Consider the following 17,406-nt stretch of genomic DNA (forward strand, 5'->3'; position numbering starts at 1 on the left):
CGACATGGACCTGCGACGCGTCCGACATTTCGTCGTCCTGGCGGAAACGCTCAACGTCAGCCGCGCCGCCGAGCGCCTGCACATCGCGCAGCCCGCGCTGTCCGTTTCGATCCAGAAGCTGGAGACCGAACTGGGCAGCCGCCTGTTCGAGCGCACATCGACCGGCGTGCTGCTGACAGCCAGCGGCGAAGCCGCGGTGGCCGAGGCGCGCCGGCTGCTCTATCAGGGCGAACAGCTGGCGCGCTCCGCACGCGAGGCGGCCGAGGGGACCTCCGGACGCCTGCGCATCGGCTTCGTGGGCTCGGCGATCTACCAGCTGATCCCGAGCCTGATCCCGCTCTTTCGCGGCCAGTATCCCGGCGTCGAACTGGTCCTGCGCGAAGCCACGTCGACGAGCATCGTGCAGATGTTGAACGAGGACGCACTGGACGTCGGCCTGGTGCGCGCGCCGCTGATGCAGCCGAGCGCGGCGACCCTGGTGGCCCTGCAGCGCGACCGCTTCATCGCCGCGCTGCCTCGCACCCATGCGCTGGCGCAGCGCCGGCGCCTGCCCCTGGCCGAGCTGCGCGGCGAGCGCTTCGTCATGTACAGCGCCGCCGGCGCGCCGGGCCTGCACGGTTCGGCGATGGCCGCATGCCAGGCCGCCAGCTTCGTTCCCGACATCAGCCAGGAGGCGGTCCAGATCGCCACCGTCCTCGCACTCGTCGAAAGCGGACTGGGCGTGGCGCTCGTGCCTGAAGTGATGCGCGGCCACCGCGGGGAGCATGTGGCCTATCTCGACCTGGATGCGGCATCGCCGGCCATGGAGACAACGCTCGCGCTCGCCTACATCGAAGGCATGGAGAACCCGGCCGCGCAGCGCTTCATCGAGCTGTGCGGTCATCGAGGGCTCCCTGCGGCGGCCGGCGCTGCCGGAACGTCGTGAGACCGCGCCTGCTTCAGTGGCGCGTGCGCCCGCCGTCCGCCGCGATCGCCGTGCCCGTGATGAAGGTCGACTCCGGCCCGATGAGGAACAGGATCAGGTCGGCGATCTCGGCGGTCGCCGCAAGGCGGCCCATCGGCACCGCGGCGATGTTTCGCTTCACGGCATCGGGATTGGGACCGTCCAGAATGGCCTGCACCATCGGTGTGCCGGTGGTTCCAGGACACACCACGTTGACGCGGATCTTCGGCGCCAGTTCGAACGAGATCGTCTTGCTGAAAGCGACGACGCCGCCCTTGGAGGCGGTGTAGCTCGAACTGCTGCCAGTCGGCAGCAGCGCCTGGGCCGATGCCAGGTTGACGATGGAAGCTGTCTCTTCCTTGCGCATCCACCGCGTCGCCTCGCGGCACACGAGAAAGGTGCCGTTGAGATTGGTGTCGATCTGCGCCTTCCAAGACGCATAGTCGGTGCTTTCGAAGGGCAGGCCATTGGCCACGCCGGCGCAGTTGACCACGCCGTCGATGCCGCCCATCGCCTCGGCGGCCTGGTCGATCGCCGCAGCCACCGACGCCTCTTCGCGCACGTCGGTCCCGATGGCCCAGGCCCTGTTGTCCACCGCCAGCTGCTGGATGGCGGGCAGGTCGATGTCGAGCATCGCGATGCGCGCACCCTCGCGCATGAAAACGCGCGCCGTCTCGCGGCCGATGCCCGAGCCGGCGCCGGTGATCACGATGCGCCTCTTGTTCAATCTCATGGAGTCTCCTGGTTGGAATTGCTGCTGATGCGCCGGATGCGCACGAGCGTGGACTCGCAGTCCTCGACCATCGACGAAACGATCTGGGCTGCGGACTGCACGCGATTCATGCGGCCCACGACCTGCCCGACCGGGATGGTCGTCAGGTCTGCGCGGCCATGGCGCTGGATGCGCTCCTCGGCCTGCGCGGTCAGCAGATGCTGGCTGGGCATCCCGAGCATCGGCGGCGCGTCAGGCGCCTCCCAGGCGGCGCTCCATTCGGAACGCAGTTGCCGCAGCGGCTTGCCGGTGCGGCAGCGCGAGCGCAGGGTGTCGGTCGAACGCGCGGCCAGCAGCCGCTCGACGACGGCGGCGGGCTCGTCGCTTTCCGCGCAGGCGAGCCAGATGGAACCGGTCCATGCGCCTTCGGCACCGAGCGCCAGCGCAGCGGCCAGCTGTGCGCCGGAGCCGATGCCACCGGCCGCCAGCACCGGCACCGGCGCCACCGCCTCGACGATTTCCGGCACCAGCACCAGGGTCGAGATGTCGCCCGTGTGCGCCGCCGCTTCGGTGCCCTGCGCGATGATGAGATCGACGCCGGCATCGACCTGCTGCTGCGCATGGCGCGGACTGCCGACCAGCGCGCCGAGCCGGATGCCGCGTTCGCGTGCGCGCGCCCGCACATCGGGCGGCGGCGGCCCGAGCGCGGTGACCAGCAGCGCGATCGGGTGGCGCAGCGCGATCTCCACATGCATCAGCGCGCCGCTTTCGACGGCGCCCAGGCGGAATTCGTACCAGGACGAGCGCCAGCCGGGCCCGCCCGGGCGGCCGTCGTCGGGCCTGGGCGGCGCCTCGGCGAGCAGCGGCACACCGAAACGCTGAAGCAGGCTCTCCGTGAAGTCCCGGTGGTCCTGGGGGATCGATTGCTCGAGCGCGGCTTCGAGCGTCCGGACATCGGTGCCGGTGCCCTTGCCATCCGACTTCAGCGGGATCATGACGTCGACACCGAAGGGTTTGCCATCGACATGGTGCGCGATCCATGCCAGGTCCGCATCCACACGCTCCGGAGAAAAGGTGCTCGCACCATAGATCCCCATGCCACCGGCGCGGCTGACCGCGGCCACCACCTCGCGCGCATGCGAGAACGCGAAGATCGGCGCGGCGATGCCGAAGAGCGCCGTGGCGCGTGTCGCGAGCATGGGTGTCTCCTTGGTGCACGAAAAGTCTATCGGCGACCTGCGCCTGACGCGCACATCGCCTGAAGATCACATGCATGTGATTGTTTGGGTGCCAGGTCTTGCGCAGCCGGGCTCTGGCGGATCAGGACACCCGGACGATGTGCTTTCCGAAGCCTCGGCCGGCCAGCATGCCGACGAAGGCGGCCGGTGCGTTCTCCAGCCCTTCGGTCATGGTTTCGTGCTGGCGCAGTGCGCCCTCGTGCCACCACCGGGCCAGATCGGCAGCGGCCTGCGCATGCTGCGCCTCGAAGTCGTCGATCCGGAAGCCCTGCAGCGCCAGTCCCCGATCGAGCAGGCGGGCGAAGTTCGCGAAGGCGTGCGCCGCATCGGATTGGTAGTGTCCGAGCAGGCCGCACAACGCGATGCGGCCGCGCGGATTCATCCGCGACAGAGCGGCGTCGAGCACGGCCGCGCCGACCGACTCGAAGCACAGGTCGACACCCGACGGCGTGGCCTGCTCCAATTGCCGCTCGAAGTCGAAGGCCGTGTAGTCGACGGCTTCGTCGAAGCCCAGCTCGCCCTTCAGCCACGCGCACTTGCCGGCGCCGCCGGCGATGCCGATCGCCCGGGCGCCGAAGCGGCGGGCGATCTGGGCCGCCACGCTGCCGACGGCACCCGCCGCCGAGGACACCAGCACCGTCTCGCCCTGCCGCACCTGTCCGAGGTGGACCATCCCCAGCCATGCGGTGATGCCGGGGCGCCCCAGCGCGCCGAGATAAGGCGAAGAGGAAGGCTCGAGCGGCGTCACGCGCACGAGGCGCTCGGCGTCTTGCGCGGCGAAGGATTGCCAGCCGGCCCATCCCAGCACCAGGTCGCCCGCGGCGAATCCGCCCGCCGCGCCGGCCTCGACCACGCCGAGCGTGCGGCCGATCATGGGGTCGCCGGGGCGCAGCGCGGCGCGGCCCTGCCGCGCCTCCTGCATCCGCTTGCGCATGTAGGGATCGAGCGACAGGTACAGGGTCCGCGTGAGGACCTGCCCCGGACCGGGCACCGGCATCGGCGCGCGCGACAGCTCGAAATTCCCGATGCCGACCGCGCCGTCCGGCAGCGAATGAAGCCGTACCTGGAGGTTGCAGGCCGTCATTGCAGCCGGGTATGTCATGCCTGGTCCGAGAACACCACCGTGGTATGCCGCGCGCCGATGTGCCATCGTCCGTCGATGCGCACGAACTCGTCACGGTAGTCGACGACCATCTGCGGTTGAACGAGCTTCGCTGGCCCCGTGCCGCCATAGGCCGGATCGCGGTACACCGTGGTGTAGCTGAGCCCGCGCGCATGGCCCTGATCGATCACCTCGACATGAATGCTGCCGCAGACATGGCGAGTGACATGATCGGTGGGCCGCGCATCCATGAAGCGCCGGATCTCGTCGCGGCCTCGCATCGCCATGCCAGGGCGCGTCCACACGCCGTCGGGTGCGAACAGTTCGGCGAAGGCCGCGTGCTCGCGCGCATCGGCGCAATGGCAGTAGCGCGCCACCACGCTGGCGCAGGCCGCCTGGACCGCCGCCGCCTGCGCGTCGCTCAATCCGGAATGTGGCGAATCGCTCATCGCTGGTCTCCTGGTTCTTCGGGGCCGTGCCGCAATGCACAAGCGTAGCCCGATGCGCTGCGGGAGGGAACCGGCTTGGCCGAAGCATCATGTACATGCCGAATTCGGCGTCGGCGCCGAGATCGCTTGCCGCGCCGCAGACCCTGCGTCCAAGATCGCGCCCTTCATCCCCTGCAAAGGCCCGCCGTATGCGCCGCTCCGCTTCCACGCCACTCGCCGACAAGGCCATCATCGTCACCGGTGCAGGCCAGGGCATCGGCGCGGCCTGCGCACACTACCTCGCCGAGCTCGGCGCGAGCCTCGTGGTGTCGGACATCGACGAGGCCGCCGCGCATGGCGTGGCGGCCGGGATCGCCCGCACCGGCGCGCGGGCCGATGCGCAGGTCGCCGACGTCTCCTCATGGCAGGCCTGCGAAACGCTGATCGCGCGCTGCGTCCAACTTCACGGGCGCATCGACGGCCTGGTCAACAACGCCGGCGTCATCTACTTCGGCGCGCCGGACGAAGAGCACGACGAGGCGCGCTCGCGGCGTCTGTTCGAGGTCAACCTCATGGGCTCGTACTTCGCCGGCATCCACGCGATGAAGCACATGTTCAAGGCCGGCCGCGGCGCTATCGTCAACATCACCTCCGGCGCCCAGGCCGGCATCGGGTCGGCCGCCGCCTACGGCGCTGCCAAGGGCGGGCTGGCGTCGCTGACTTATTGCTGGGCCATCGACGCCGCGCCGCACGGCGTGCGCGTCAATGCCGTATCGCCGATCGCGACCACTGCCCTCACGGCCCGCACAGATGCGTACATGCGCGAACACGGGCAATCGACCGCCGCCCGCGTGACCGTCGATCCCCGCTGCAATGCACCGGCGATCGCCTTCCTGCTTTCCGACGCCGCACACGATATCACCGGCCAGGTGCTTCGCGTGCACGGCAACACGCTGCAGCTCATGACGCATCCGGCGGTGATGCACCCTGCCGTCGAACGCGCTGACTGGCGCTTCGAGGATGTCGCGCAGGTCTTCGACTCGGCGTTCCGCGGCCGGCTGGCGCCTCTGGGGATGAGCACAATGGACCTGCGCTATGTGCCCATGGCCAAGCAGCACGTCGTGCCGGTGCCGGAAGATCGCCGCTAGGCGAAAAGCCCGGCTCATGGGCTCCGGTGCAAATCAAGCCTCCAGTAAGCTGTGGTCTTTGAACTGAAGGCGGGACCGATGGCGCACAGGCTGAAGAACATGGACGAACTGTTCAAGGGCCACAGCCTACCGGGGGCGCGATTTGCACCAGAGCCGTTTTATCAACCAGAGAACCGCCACCGTCGACACCGGCAACGGCCACTCGTGGCGCGTGCCGTTCTACTGTGCAACCGATCTATCCACGCGGCCGCGTGTTCGTGCCGTTCACTTGGGCGAGTTGCAGCAAGGGTGCTCGCTTCGTGAAAACGGCTATCAGCGGGCTCCATACAGGACGGCAGCCTGCACAGCATTGTTCGCGCGAGCGGCTCTGCACAAGGAAATACGTCTGGTGTGCTTCACCAGAACTTCCACCACGGCCGCAGCCGAGGACGGTTCGTTTCCTCCGGTGTCGCAAGTGGCGCGCCTTCGCTCTCCCGCGTGCGGCGGCGTAGTTCTGCCTCAAAAGCATGTGCGAGCCCAAATGCAAGCTTATCTCCGCGTGCAGCGCGACTGCGCCATTCCCGAGCCAACTCGGCTAATTGATCATCGGTGAGCTTATAGGGATTGTGGTCACTCACGTCTGTGCGTTCGCTAATGTGCGGCAGGAGCGGTTCATGCCCGGTAAGCCGGTAACGCAAAGAGTCACCGCAGCCGGAGGTGGCCCCTGCAGCGCCTTCGCGATTTCAATGGTGGGCATCACGCAGAAAGCAGCGAGCCGTCATGATTGCTGAGTGGCTTCGGTGCCGACTAAGCGCCGCCGAGCGGCCCGGGAGGGTCCGCAGGTTCTGTGGCCGACGGCACGTATCGAACAGGGGCATTGATATTGGATGGAAGACAGGCCCCTGAAAACGGGCGGGCGCTTCCCCTAAGCAAGTGTGGTGATACCGGTGGGACGGCCAGTCGCGTGAACTAACGCCGCTGTCCATAAGTTCGCCCCGGCTCCGGGCTCGCGCCTGCGTCCCTCACAGCTTTGTTGCCAGTTCCTCTTCCTGTTCCGACCCGCTTGGAACAAAGGTGGCGCCGTGTTGCGCCAAGTAGTCGCGAATCAGACGGCGTACAACCTGCGAAGGTGTCACGTCCTGGCGGGCACAAAGCGCCTCGAAGGCTTTCTTCTTCGAGGGATCGACCAGCACCGTCAGGCGCGCTGTCTTGAGTTCCATGAGGTATCCCTATGTCGGTTGCATGATAATAACAGTATCATCCAGCGCAATCGAATTGCAAACTGAGCAGGGCGCGTCCGATCCTGCTTGGCCGAGATCCTGGAGCCGTTCATTTGCATTGTCTCGTTGATTCCTGCATGCCGCACCTGGCTTGGCCACCCGGGTTACCGAAGCGCGTAACCGGACGTTTTCGAGACGTGGTGGAGGTGCCTGGTTTCGCGGTGCCCACTGCCATAGCACTCCAATGACGGCTCTCAGCGCTGCTGTATTCGTCTTGCTGGTGGGAGCTGCAGCTTGTCTACTGCCCGTGCGCAATGCCACGCATGCTGGCATCGGAATACTTTCGCAAGTGGTCGCCACAGCGTTGGTGTGGGCAACGGTGGCTCCCATTCTGGCCGGTGGAGCGCCCGTCGTAGGCCAACTCGCGTGGGCCTATCCAGTGGGTACGCTGCGAGTGCGATTGGACGCGCTGGGTGCCTTCTTCCTCGCCTGGTCGCTTCCGATGACGCTGCTGGGCAGCATTTATGCGGTCGGATATCTACGGCCGCACTTCAAATCGACGCGGCATCTTGGGGTCCACTACGCACTGCTGAATCTGACATCCTTGTCGTTCGTGCTTGTCTACACGGCGGATCATGCATTGATTTTCCTGCTTGGCTGGGAAACCGCCGCTCTGGCCGCATGGCTACTCGTCATCTGGGACTACACGAACCAGAAAGTTCGCTTCGCCGGATTCAACTACCTTGTGTCCACGCACATCGGCCTGATCTTCCTGGTCGCAGCGTTCATGATTCTGTACACCCACTCGGGCTCGTGGGACCTGGGAAGCTTCGGGCGATGGCTGCGCAACAACGCAGGTTCGGAACGCAATCTCGTCTTCCTGCTGCTGGTCACGAGCTTCGGTCTTAAATCCGCGTTCTTTCCGTTTCATTCATGGCTGCCACGGGCCCATGCGGCGGCGCCGGCCCATGTGTCGGCGTTGATGTCGGGGGTCATCCACAAGGCAGGTCTCTACGCGCTGGTACGGTTCGTTTTCCTGCTCGGAAAGCCTGACGAGTGGATGGGCTGGTTCCTGATCGGTTTTTCCTGTCTGTCGGCGGTGGTCGGCGCCCTATACACGGTGGGCCAGCGTGACCTCAAGCGCCTGCTGGGCTACTCGTCGACCGAAAACATGGGCATCGCCGGCATCGGTTTCGGTGTCGGCTGCCTGGGGCTTAGTTGGGGCAATGCATCGCTGGTAGCGATCGGATTCGCTGGTGGACTGCTACACGTGCTGAACCATGCGTTCTTCAAGTGCCAACTGTTCTATGCTGCCGGCGCGGTCTACCAGGCAACGCACACTGTCGACATGGAAAGACTGGGAGGGCTATCGCGCTGGATGCCTTGGACGTCGTTGAGCTTCATTCTTGGGGGTGTGGCGATCGCTGCGCTGCCGCCACTCAACGGCTTCACCAGCGAGTTCGTCATCTACTCGGGACTGTTCAGTGACGCGCCCATCGGCGTCTGGGCCAAGGTCGCGCTGTGCGTTGCCGGCGCACTGTTGGCCTTCGTCGGCGCCGTCTCCGCATTGAGTATCACGCGCGCCTTCGGCGTGGTCTTTCTTGGCGTACCGCGGGATAGCAGTGTGGCGCCGCCCGCCGAGGTGAGCCGCTGGATGCTGGTGCCCATGGGCGTGCATGCGGTGGGCGTCATTGTGCTCGGCATCATACCGTTGCTGGGTTTCAAGCTGGTGCAAGGTTCGACTGTCATCGCGCTGGAGTCTTTGTCTAAGCCGCTGGCCCTCAGTGCCCTAGAACCAATCGTCGACACCCTGATGTGGATCGGCGCGATTTCCGGTGGACTGGTCCTGGCGATTGAACTGCTGCTCTGGATGCGGTCGAGGGCTGCGTCCTCCAAATTGGCCACGAGCCATTTGACTTGGGGCTGCGGCTATGGCGCGCCGACCCCGCGCATGCAGTACACCGGCTCCAGTTTCTCTTCAGATTTCAGCCATCACTTTCGCGGCATGATGGTGATGCTGCGGCGGCACAAGGCGCCAACGGGCTACTTTCCGACCGAAAGCTACCTGATCACCGACTGCGTGGACGCCGTGGAGCGGCGGCTGTTCTCCGTCATCGGTCACGGAGACGCGTCGGCGGGCAACCTGTCCAGGAGGTTGCGCGAAGACGATCCGCGAGTCGCCTTTGCGGCTGCTCTGATCGGCATCGTCGTGATCGCCGGTGTGTTGGTGCTGACGAGCGGGCCGCTTCGATGAAGCCGCTGCTTGGAGTCGCCCACGTGTTGATCGCACTCGGAATGCCAGTGCTCATGATCGGTCTCGTGAATCGAACCAAGTCCCTGTGGGCCGGGCGCAGGGGGCCGCGTCTGATGCAACTGGGCTGGGACCTGCTGCGCCTGCTGCGCAAGCGGCCGGTGTTCAGTGCCGTCACCACGCCCCTGTTTCAGTTTGGCGCTTGGGTAGTACTGGCGGCATCAGTGCTCGCCGCGATGATTGCGCCGATTCTAGGCAGTATCGCCCTGCTCGAGTTTCAGCATGACTTCATCTTCTTTGCCTATACGCTCGCGCTCGCCCGCCTCTTTCTCATGTTGTCGGCCATGGATGTCGGCAGCGCCTTTGAGGGCATGGGCGCCGCCCGCGAGGCATCGTTCACCGCCTTCGTCGAACCGGCCCTGTTCCTGCTCATCGGTGCTGCCAGCGTGGCAACCGGACACACCAGCTTCGCCGGCCTGATCGGCCATCTGCACCAGGCCGAGTCGTTCGGCTGGCTGGTGGTGCCCGCTATCGCCGTTCTCTTTATCTTGCTGCAGGCCGAGGCCTCGCGGGTGCCTGTGGACGACCCGCTGACGCACCTGGAGCTGACGATGATCCACGAGGTCATGGTCCTAGACCACAGTGGTCCGGACCTGGCTGCGATGCAGTACGCGGCGGCGCTTAAGATGACCATCTATGCGGGCCTGATCGCAGCCCTGCTCAATCCCTTCGACCCCCTGAGCGCGCCGCTCGCCTGTGTGTTCGCCTCGTTGTTCATCATGGGCGGGGTCGCAGTGGCGGTGGGATGCATCGAGTCGCTGGTCGCGCGGCTGCGCATACGCTGGGTGCCAAGGTACCTGATGTTGGCGTCAGCCATGGCCGCCCTGTGCCTGGTCGGCGCCGGCTGGCTGGCGAGATCCTGATGACGTTGCCACTGGTCGTCTTCCTGGTCGCCGCCGTCATCCCGGTCTTCCTCGGCAAGATCCGGTCCGCGCCGGTCTGGCTCGCGGTGCAGGCCATGGCGTTGGGCTGGGACGGCATCGCGCATCATCGGGAGCTATCCTTCCATGCACTCGTGGCGCTATTCGAGGTCATCCTCGCGCGCGGCACCATCGCACCCCTGCTCTTGCGTCAGGCCATCCGTCGGCGCGCCGAGCCGAACCTGGACTTGATGCCGTCGAACCTCTTTGCCTGGGCGATCGCCATCGCGCTCATCGTGCTGGCGTTCGAATTTGGCGCGCCTGCCATGTCCGACCAGCACGCCCTCACACTTGGCGTCGTCGGTGCCACCGTAGCCGTGGCACTGTTGGTGCTGTCTACCAACAATTCGCCCCCAGCCCAGCTAGTTTCCGTGCTCTTCATGGAAAACGCACTCGCGTTGTTCGAATCCTTGCTTCCCGAGCCGTGGCCGCTGCCGGTCCACGCTGCCTTGAGCGCCATCTACCTGCTCACGGTCGGAGTCGGTGGCTGGCTTGTCGGAACGCCCGATTCGAGCGGGGCGAGCGCCGAAGCTCCAGTGGCGGAGGAACGCGCATGAGCCCGACGCCCGGCACTCTCGACGCCATCCCGCTCACGCTTGGAGGAACTGCGCACAACGCGAAGACCGCACACATGACGCAAGCTGAGCTCATTTTGGTGGATGCGCGCACGCCTGCGCGCCATCCGTGGGCGGGCCCGGCGCTGGTTGCGGTGGCGCTAGCCAGCCTGTTGCTCTGGACGACCGTCTTTGTGGTGACGCCGCTCGCCGAGCTACCTCGCTACTTCGCGCAGCGCTATCTCGTGCTTGATGCAACCTCGATGTTGTTCCTGCTAGTTAACAACAGCGTCTTCCTTGGCATCAGCGTCTACATGTCGTCGCGCGTCAGCACGTCGACTTCGCTGGCCAGGGACATGTTGTCCAGGGTTTCGCTCACGCTCGCTTTCATGGTGGCGATGAACCTGGGGGTGATGGCCAACAACCTGCTGCTGCTGTGGGCGTTCATCGAACTGACCGCCTTGTGCCTGGCACCCCTGGTCGCGCAGGGGAATGCGTCGGCGCCGCGTCGCGTCGCGTGGCACTACCTGCTGTACTCAAGCATGTCACTGGCGCTGACTTTCCTGGGCATCATGTGCCTCACCCGGTCGGCGTATCTGCAGGGCGTGAAGATCAATTTCGCGCTCGGCGAGATGGCGACGGCCGTATCGATCGTCGGCGACACATGGCAGCACCTTGGGCTGAGTCTGATGCTGTTCGGGCTGGGCAGCAAGCTCGGCCTCGCGCCACTCTATGGCTGGATGCCGGAGACTTACGAAGCAGCGCCAAGCAGCACTAGCGCCCTGCTGGCCGCTGTGCAGTTCAACATCAGCGTGGTCGCGGTGTTTCGCATCCTGCAGGTCTTTCGTGCCCAGGACACCAGCTTCGTGGCACATCAGCTGCTGATCATGGGCTGTCTGTCGCTGGTGGTGGCAGCGATTCAGGTCATGGCCGCGCGCAGCTACAAGCGGCTGATTGCCTATGCGTGCGTCAGCTCGTCCGGCGTGATCGCGATCGGGTTGTCGGTGGGCAAGGCGGCGACGTATGGCGTGCTGCTCTATGTCATCAGCAACGCCTTCGTCAAGGCGCTGTTGTTCCTCACCGCGGGCCGGCTGCGAGCCGTCTACGGCACCAACGAAGTCAAGTCACTGAGCGGGGTGATCCGGGTGCTACCGTTCTCAGGGTTGTTGTTTGCGGTGGGCACTTTCGCCCTGCTGGGCTTCCCGCCCTTCGGCAGCTTCATGGCGGAGATGCTGATCCTGTCGGGCATCGTGCAGTCGGGCAACCTGATCGCGTTCACGATGATGTGTACGATGCTGACCATCATTTTCGTCGCGACCGGCCGCTCGATTTTTCCGATGCTGTGGGGACCGTCCGATCGACAACGTCCGTTGATCAACGAAAGCTGGTTGACTGCAGTGCCCAAGCTCGGCTTCGTCGTTGTCCTGGTCCTGCTTGGCGTCTACACGCCGGCCCCCATCAGCCAATTGCTGCTGCAAGTGGCGCAATCGATAGGCGGCCAATGATGGGACCCGCTAAGCCCCTCGCCATGGTGCTGACACGCGAGATTGCGCCCCTCGGCTTGACTGAGTGGGCAGACCAGTGCGCGCAGGCTCTCGGCGCCGGTGATCGCATGATCACGCTCTTCGGCCGCCCTGACGCGGACGATGAGGTTGTCATCACGGCGATTCTGCAAAGCGACGCCGGGCGGCTCGGCGTGGTGCGCGGCCGAGCGAAGCGCCATGAAGCATTTCCGTCGCTCACTCCGCGACATCCTGCCGTGCAGATGTTCGAGCGGGAGTTGTGGGAGCAAACCGGACTCACGCCCGTAGGGCATCCCTGGCTTAAGCCGGTTCGTTACGAGGGGCTTCGCCAGCAGCACATGACCGAGCATCCATTTTTCAAGGTGCGCGGGCAGGAAATTCACGAAGTGGGAGTAGGCCCGATTCACGCAAGCGTGATCGAGCCGGGACATTTCCGCTTCATGTGCCACGGCGAGCAGGTACACCATTTGGAAATCCAGCTCGGCTACCAGCACCGCGGCGTCGAGGCATTGCTGTTGCGCCGCCCGCCTCTCGCGCTTGCGTCGCTGGTCGAGTCCATCGTTGGCGATAGCAGCGTCGCCTATGCATGGGGCTATTGCGCCGCGGTGGAAGCGCTGTCTGGTGCCCAGGTGACCATCGAGTCCGATCTCGTGCGCGGCGTGGCGTTGGAACTCGAGCGCGTGGCCATGCATCTTGCAGGCCTCACCGGCCTAGCTACTGACACTGCATTCTTGCAAGGTGGCGCCACCTATGGGCGCTTGCGCACGGCGGTCATTAACGCATCCATGCGCGCCTGCGGCAGTCGCTTCGGCCGGGGTTGGTTGCGACCGGGCGGTGTGCGGTTCGGGATCGCTGACGAGCTGCGACGGGATCTGCTCAAGACTATCGCCGCCTCCGCGAAGGACATTGCCGAGATCAACGACCTTATGCTCAGCGCGCGCAGCATCCAGTCCCGTTTCCAGGGAGTGGGTGTCGTCGGCAACAGGGCGGCGCGGGATATCGGGCTTGTAGGCCTGGTGGGTCGCGCCAGCGGCATTGCCGTTGACATGCGGGTCAGTCTGCCCGGGCGGCTGTACACCGGCCATCCCGTTGCGCTATTGACAGAGGAGACGGGCGACTGTTGGGCGCGGCTGCTGCTTCGCATGCGTGAGATCGACGAATCCCTCCGCTGGTTGACTCGGGTCCTCGAGACGCCGGACCTTGACCTAATGGCTATCACGCCCGTGCCGGTGGGGCCGTTATGGCCCGACACCCTGTGCGTCTCGGTGCGCGAAGGTTTTCGAGGACCCGTGGTTCAAACCTTGGAAACGGGCACCGACGGGCACCTCATCCACTACAAGGTCCAGGATCCGTCGCTGTTGAATTGGTTCGGAGTCGCACTCGCCCTGCGCGACAACGAGATCTCGGACTTTCCCCTCTGCAACAAGAGCTTTGATCTTTCCTATTGTGGAAACGATCTTTAGGAACACCGGTGCTCAAATCGATCAGGGTCAGGGTCTCGCAGGGGACGCAATACATCGACGATCCTCGCCGGGCAAATCCCGTCGGATTCCGCGGCAAGCCTGTCATCAGTACCGCCCCTTGCGAAACGGGTTGCGGAGCCTGCGTGGAAGCCTGTCCGACCGAGGCGATCACGCTCAACCCGTTGCAGATCGACCTGGGGCGGTGCGTGATGTGCGGTGACTGTGCTCCCACATGCCCAAGCGGCAAACTCTCGTTCACGAACGACTTCAAGCTCGCCTCAACCGACCGTGACGGACTGATCATCAGCGCCTCCCGGCCAGCGCCCGATCCCGTCAAGGTGTCCGAAGCGCTACGCAAGCGCTTTGGTCGATCGCTCAAACTCCGATCGGTCTCGGCCGGTGGCTGCAACGGCTGCGAACTCGAGGTCAACGCTCTCACCAATGTCAACTTCGACATCGGGCGCTACGGCATCGACATTGTGGCATCTCCGCGGCACGCAGACGGTCTGGTGTTGACGGGGCCGATCACGCGCAACATGGCCGAGGCGCTACAGCTATGTTGGGACGGCATGCCTGATCCCAAGCTCGTGATCTCAGTTGGAGCCTGCGCGATATCGAGCAGCCCTTTTGAGGGATCGTCCGCCCTGGAGCGAAGTTTCCTCGATCGATACAAGCCCACACTATACGTGCCTGGATGTCCGCCCCACCCGCTCACGTTCGTCTGCGGAGTGCTTGATCTGCTGGGCATCAAGAGCTGAGATCCCTCGCTGACTCGCGGCTTAAGGAATATCGCCGACAGCCAGTGCCACAGTATTGGCGGCAATGGACGTTACCCCGGATGAGGAGTATGCCTTTTGCCCCGTTTCGAGTTCTCGCCCCTCGTACGGGGACGGCAGTTTTGAGCGTCGTCTACCGGAATCATCGCCATGTCTTCCCCCCACACCCACGCCCACTCCCAGATCGACTTGGTCTGTGGCGATGTCGAAGCGCTTGCATCTCACATGCGGCAGTGCGCGCTGGCGCAAGAGCGGATGTTTGCGTTCAAGAGCAGCCTCCAGCAGGTGCGCTCCGTCGCTGCCGGTTATCTCGTGACGATAGCTTGCGTGGCTGTTGTGTTCGGCCTCGGGATGTTCGCGGTCGCTTGACCGTCGCAGCAGTCTTGCGGTTCGACCCGCTCACAATGGTTGGCGGTGGACACGACGGCGCGGAGGCCCCCTTTACGAGGCACATCATGCGCTCAGTCCTTCTCTCAAACGGTCGAACGCCAGATCCTGCATTCCGAGCCTTGTTTGCGTGTGACCATGCATGCCGCCGCGGCCTCTGCGTAGTGCGGTCGGCCATTGGTTGAGGTACGGTCTGCATCCGCGGGGCCGGTCTCGTAAGACGTGCTGGAAGCTCTCGCAGCCACCAATTTGCCGCGCAGGGCTAACGCAGCACCAGCACGGGCGTGTGCGTATGGGTCAAGACATGCAGCGTCTCGCTGCCCATCAGCAGCCGCGTGACGCCCCGGCGCCCGCGCGAAGCCATCACGATCAGGTCGCACGCGCGGGCCTTGGCGAGGTCGACGATGGACTCGGCCACCAAATTTGACTTTATAACCACAGCCTCTGCATTGCAAACCCCCTTGGCAAGGGCGGCGGCTTTGACAGCGTCCACCGTGTTCTGGGCGGCGGCAGTCAACCGGTGCTGCGCCTCTTCGGTCTCCCGCTGATTCAACACAGTCAAGCCTTCGAAATAGCTATGCGCTTCGAGGTGAGCAACAGTGACGGCGAGCAGCTCGGCTCCGGTCAACAAGCTCAGTTCGATCGCTTTGGCGACGGCTTGTTCGGACAGCGCGGAACCGTCGGTCGCGACAAGAATGCGTTTAAACATGGCAGATCTCCTTCGATAGCGAACACTACTCCCGATTGTTCAGGGTGTGGGGATCCGAGGCCCAGCCAGCCCCTCATCTGCATCCCCGAGGATGTCCCATCCTATATGATAATCGTATTATCATTGCAACCGCAGGACAAACGCATTACATTTGTCTGTATCTTACGCTTCCTTGAGTGTGTTTGCTAGCCCAGCATCGAGAAATCGCGTTCCTATCTATTTTGCGGAGGCTTAATTCCGTGGAGTTCGATCATTTGGCTCTTGTTGTCGTTCGGGCAACGATGGCGGTTGCACAACGAGTTAGTCCACGGTGCTTGTGGAGACGGCCCCGATCCACGTCGTTCGAAGGGTTTGAAGCGCCACCATGTCCCATCACCACTACAACATGCCATCGCCGGCTAGCCGGCCGGGAATCCCACATCACCTGAAACTGGTGCAATTCCTCCCACCGGGGGGGAAACCACAGGTTTGTGCAGCAGTCTGGCGTGAGGGGAACTACGTGCACCTCGCATCGCCGCTCATGCGTGCGCGCCGCGGCGTTCGGGATCCAAAGTCTTATGCAAGGCAGTTTCCCGACGCCTTAGCTTCGATCGACACTTTTGAGGAAACCATGACCTGGCTGGATGCAGCGTGCTATGCCGCAGCCGATCCACGTGAGGTTGATGCTGCCTGTCAGGAGCACCCCGAGTGGCGACTGCGGTGCGTGCGGTACGAGGGGAGCGACGCCAACCTGTTGGGCCTGGCCGGCCTCTTTCAAGCTGCTGAGACAGCCGACCCGTTCCCGGAGGTGCTCATGCGCGATTGTCTGTTGGAAATGATCAGGCAGATCCTCAAGAACGACCTTGATCTGGTGACGGGACAGATCGAATCGACCTCTCAAAAGGGGGACGACGTCGCGACGTTGGACCTCGGGCTGGATCGAACGGTGGTTGTCACCTTGCTCGCGAACATCGCTTCGACGGACGTCGTGCGTCAAGGGGTCCTGGCTCACCACAGGATGATTTCCTCAAACAATGCCCGGGCCCAGTGCCTGCTTGTATTGCCCAATCTCCAAATCAAGAAACCGACGTTGCTCACCCCGCGCGTGGTGATCACCAACATGGACACTGATCACGTTCGCACCTCGCTGGTACACATGACCAAGCGCTGAAGTCCGAGACTTCAATCAAGAACCCAAAAAGACCGACCTCGCCTCATGTCCGATAGCCCAGCGTCTGTGCAGCACATCAAACCCTTCATCTACGAAACCCCCAACTCCAAGACGCTGCATTTCTGCATCAGCAACATTCAAAGCAGCATGCGACTCAATGACCCATACGCGCTCGCTCTCGAATACACGCGCACCATGATGGGCTTCCTGCTTTTCAAGCCGAAACCGCGGAGCATTGGGATGATCGGCTTGGGTGGCGGGTCACTGGCCAAGTTCTGTTACCACTATTTGAGCCGAGTCCGAATCCAGATCGCTGAGATCAACCCGCTCGTGATCGCGTTGCGCGATGAGTTCCATATACCGCGCGACGAGGTGCGGTTCATCGTTTTTCAAAGCGATGGGGCGGATTTTGTACGCCGTGGCCCAAGTCGTTTCGACGTGTTGATCGTCGACGGCTATGACCTTGAGGGACTGCCTGCGCAGCTATCTTCTCAAAGCTTCTACGACGATTGCCGCGAGACGCTCCGGCCCGATGGAATCATGGTGGTCAATTTGCAGTATAGCGACCCCGAAATCGACGAGCACCTCGCTCGAATCCGTCGCAGTTTCAATGGATCGGTCCTTGTGGTCGATGACGGCGAGGAGAGTCATAGCATCGTGTTTGCCTGCAAAGATGATGCCCTCCTGACGTACCGCTTGGGAGCGATTCGCAGGCCGCCAGACCTCGACGCAGGCGCCGCCAGCCAGTTGCTCGCAGGGTTTGCTCTGATCGCGTCAGTGCTGAAAGATCAACGAATCTAGGCTGCGTGGTTTGCATGGCATTCATGTACTATGTGTTGCAGG

At 64.0% G+C, this 17,406-nt stretch carries 17 protein-coding genes; 11 read left to right on the plus strand and 6 right to left on the minus strand.

Annotated elements, in window-relative coordinates; translation table 11 throughout:
• The first annotated feature begins 4 nt into the window (after positions 1-4).
• Entirely contained in the window at positions 5-925 is a 921-nt protein-coding gene (locus tag WDLP6_RS34435) for a LysR family transcriptional regulator (RefSeq protein ID WP_162595756.1), read from the plus strand.
• 13 nt (positions 926-938) lie between these two features.
• Here the strand turns inward: WDLP6_RS34435 and WDLP6_RS34440 are convergent, their stop codons facing one another.
• The 4 genes from WDLP6_RS34440 to WDLP6_RS34455 form a co-directional block, all read right to left on the minus strand.
• Positions 939-1,676, minus strand: coding sequence for an SDR family NAD(P)-dependent oxidoreductase (locus tag WDLP6_RS34440; protein WP_162595757.1), 738 nt, complete (start codon positions 1,674-1,676; stop codon positions 939-941).
• Positions 1,673-2,854 carry an NAD(P)H-dependent flavin oxidoreductase gene (locus tag WDLP6_RS34445; RefSeq protein WP_162595758.1) on the minus strand — a complete coding sequence of 394 codons (1,182 nt, stop codon included), beginning with the start codon at positions 2,852-2,854 and terminating at the stop codon, positions 1,673-1,675. Before WDLP6_RS34445 ends, WDLP6_RS34440 begins: the two co-directional genes overlap by 4 nt.
• Positions 2,855-2,975: 121 nt before the next feature.
• Entirely contained in the window at positions 2,976-3,977 is a 1,002-nt protein-coding gene (locus WDLP6_RS34450; protein WP_232077725.1) for an MDR family NADP-dependent oxidoreductase, read from the minus strand.
• A 14-nt stretch (positions 3,978-3,991) separates the two neighbouring features.
• Positions 3,992-4,444 (minus strand): nuclear transport factor 2 family protein, encoded by a 453-nt coding sequence (locus WDLP6_RS34455; RefSeq protein ID WP_162595760.1) that lies wholly within the window; start codon positions 4,442-4,444, stop codon positions 3,992-3,994.
• A 188-nt stretch (positions 4,445-4,632) separates the two neighbouring features.
• Here WDLP6_RS34455 and WDLP6_RS34460 point away from each other — a divergent pair, with 188 nt between their 5' ends.
• On the plus strand, positions 4,633-5,571 hold the full coding sequence (locus WDLP6_RS34460; protein WP_162595761.1) for an SDR family NAD(P)-dependent oxidoreductase: 939 nt from the start codon (positions 4,633-4,635) through the stop codon (positions 5,569-5,571).
• Between the two features lie 1,001 nt (positions 5,572-6,572).
• On the opposite strand, the gene WDLP6_RS34465 is transcribed toward WDLP6_RS34460, so the two are convergent.
• Positions 6,573-6,770 carry a ribbon-helix-helix protein, CopG family gene (locus WDLP6_RS34465; RefSeq protein WP_162595762.1) on the minus strand — a complete coding sequence of 66 codons (198 nt, stop codon included), beginning with the start codon at positions 6,768-6,770 and terminating at the stop codon, positions 6,573-6,575.
• Positions 6,771-7,014: 244 nt separating this feature from the next.
• Between WDLP6_RS34465 and WDLP6_RS34470 the strand changes: the two genes are divergently transcribed.
• The 7 genes from WDLP6_RS34470 to WDLP6_RS34500 all read left to right on the plus strand — a co-directional run bounded on the left by WDLP6_RS34470 (position 7,015) and on the right by WDLP6_RS34500 (position 14,686).
• Positions 7,015-9,024, plus strand: coding sequence for a proton-conducting transporter transmembrane domain-containing protein (locus WDLP6_RS34470; protein WP_162595763.1), 2,010 nt, complete (start codon positions 7,015-7,017; stop codon positions 9,022-9,024).
• Complete coding sequence (locus WDLP6_RS34475; protein ID WP_162595764.1) at positions 9,021-9,944, plus strand: respiratory chain complex I subunit 1 family protein; 924 nt, start codon at positions 9,021-9,023, stop codon at positions 9,942-9,944. The genes WDLP6_RS34470 and WDLP6_RS34475 overlap by 4 nt, the downstream gene beginning before the upstream one ends.
• Positions 9,944-10,558 carry a hypothetical protein gene (locus WDLP6_RS34480; protein ID WP_162595765.1) on the plus strand — a complete coding sequence of 205 codons (615 nt, stop codon included), beginning with the start codon at positions 9,944-9,946 and terminating at the stop codon, positions 10,556-10,558. The genes WDLP6_RS34475 and WDLP6_RS34480 overlap by 1 nt, the downstream gene beginning before the upstream one ends.
• A complete protein-coding gene (locus tag WDLP6_RS34485; protein WP_162595766.1) occupies positions 10,555-12,060 on the plus strand; it encodes a complex I subunit 5 family protein in 1,506 nt (501 codons plus the stop codon). Before WDLP6_RS34480 ends, WDLP6_RS34485 begins: the two co-directional genes overlap by 4 nt.
• A gap of 23 nt (positions 12,061-12,083) precedes the next feature.
• Positions 12,084-13,541: a hydrogenase large subunit gene (locus WDLP6_RS34490; protein WP_162595767.1), complete on the plus strand. Its 1,458-nt coding sequence runs from the start codon at positions 12,084-12,086 to the stop codon at positions 13,539-13,541.
• Positions 13,542-13,549: 8 nt separating this feature from the next.
• On the plus strand, positions 13,550-14,299 hold the full coding sequence (locus tag WDLP6_RS34495; protein WP_162595768.1) for a 4Fe-4S binding protein: 750 nt from the start codon (positions 13,550-13,552) through the stop codon (positions 14,297-14,299).
• A gap of 168 nt (positions 14,300-14,467) precedes the next feature.
• Positions 14,468-14,686 (plus strand): hypothetical protein, encoded by a 219-nt coding sequence (locus WDLP6_RS34500; protein ID WP_162595769.1) that lies wholly within the window; start codon positions 14,468-14,470, stop codon positions 14,684-14,686.
• A 280-nt stretch (positions 14,687-14,966) separates the two neighbouring features.
• Here WDLP6_RS34500 and WDLP6_RS34505 read toward each other — a convergent pair whose 3' ends face one another.
• Positions 14,967-15,413 (minus strand): universal stress protein, encoded by a 447-nt coding sequence (locus WDLP6_RS34505; protein WP_162595770.1) that lies wholly within the window; start codon positions 15,411-15,413, stop codon positions 14,967-14,969.
• Between the two features lie 610 nt (positions 15,414-16,023).
• Between WDLP6_RS34505 and WDLP6_RS34510 the strand changes: the two genes are divergently transcribed.
• Positions 16,024-16,563, plus strand: a complete 540-nt coding sequence (locus WDLP6_RS34510) for a hypothetical protein (RefSeq protein ID WP_162595771.1) — start codon at positions 16,024-16,026, stop codon at positions 16,561-16,563.
• A 66-nt stretch (positions 16,564-16,629) separates the two neighbouring features.
• Positions 16,630-17,364, plus strand: coding sequence for a fused MFS/spermidine synthase (locus WDLP6_RS34515; protein ID WP_232077727.1), 735 nt, complete (start codon positions 16,630-16,632; stop codon positions 17,362-17,364).
• Positions 17,365-17,406: the final 42 nt, after the last annotated feature.

Origin of the sequence: Variovorax sp. PBL-E5 (assembly GCF_901827185.1) — a bacterium.
Taxonomy (GTDB): Bacteria; Pseudomonadota; Gammaproteobacteria; order Burkholderiales; family Burkholderiaceae_C; genus Variovorax.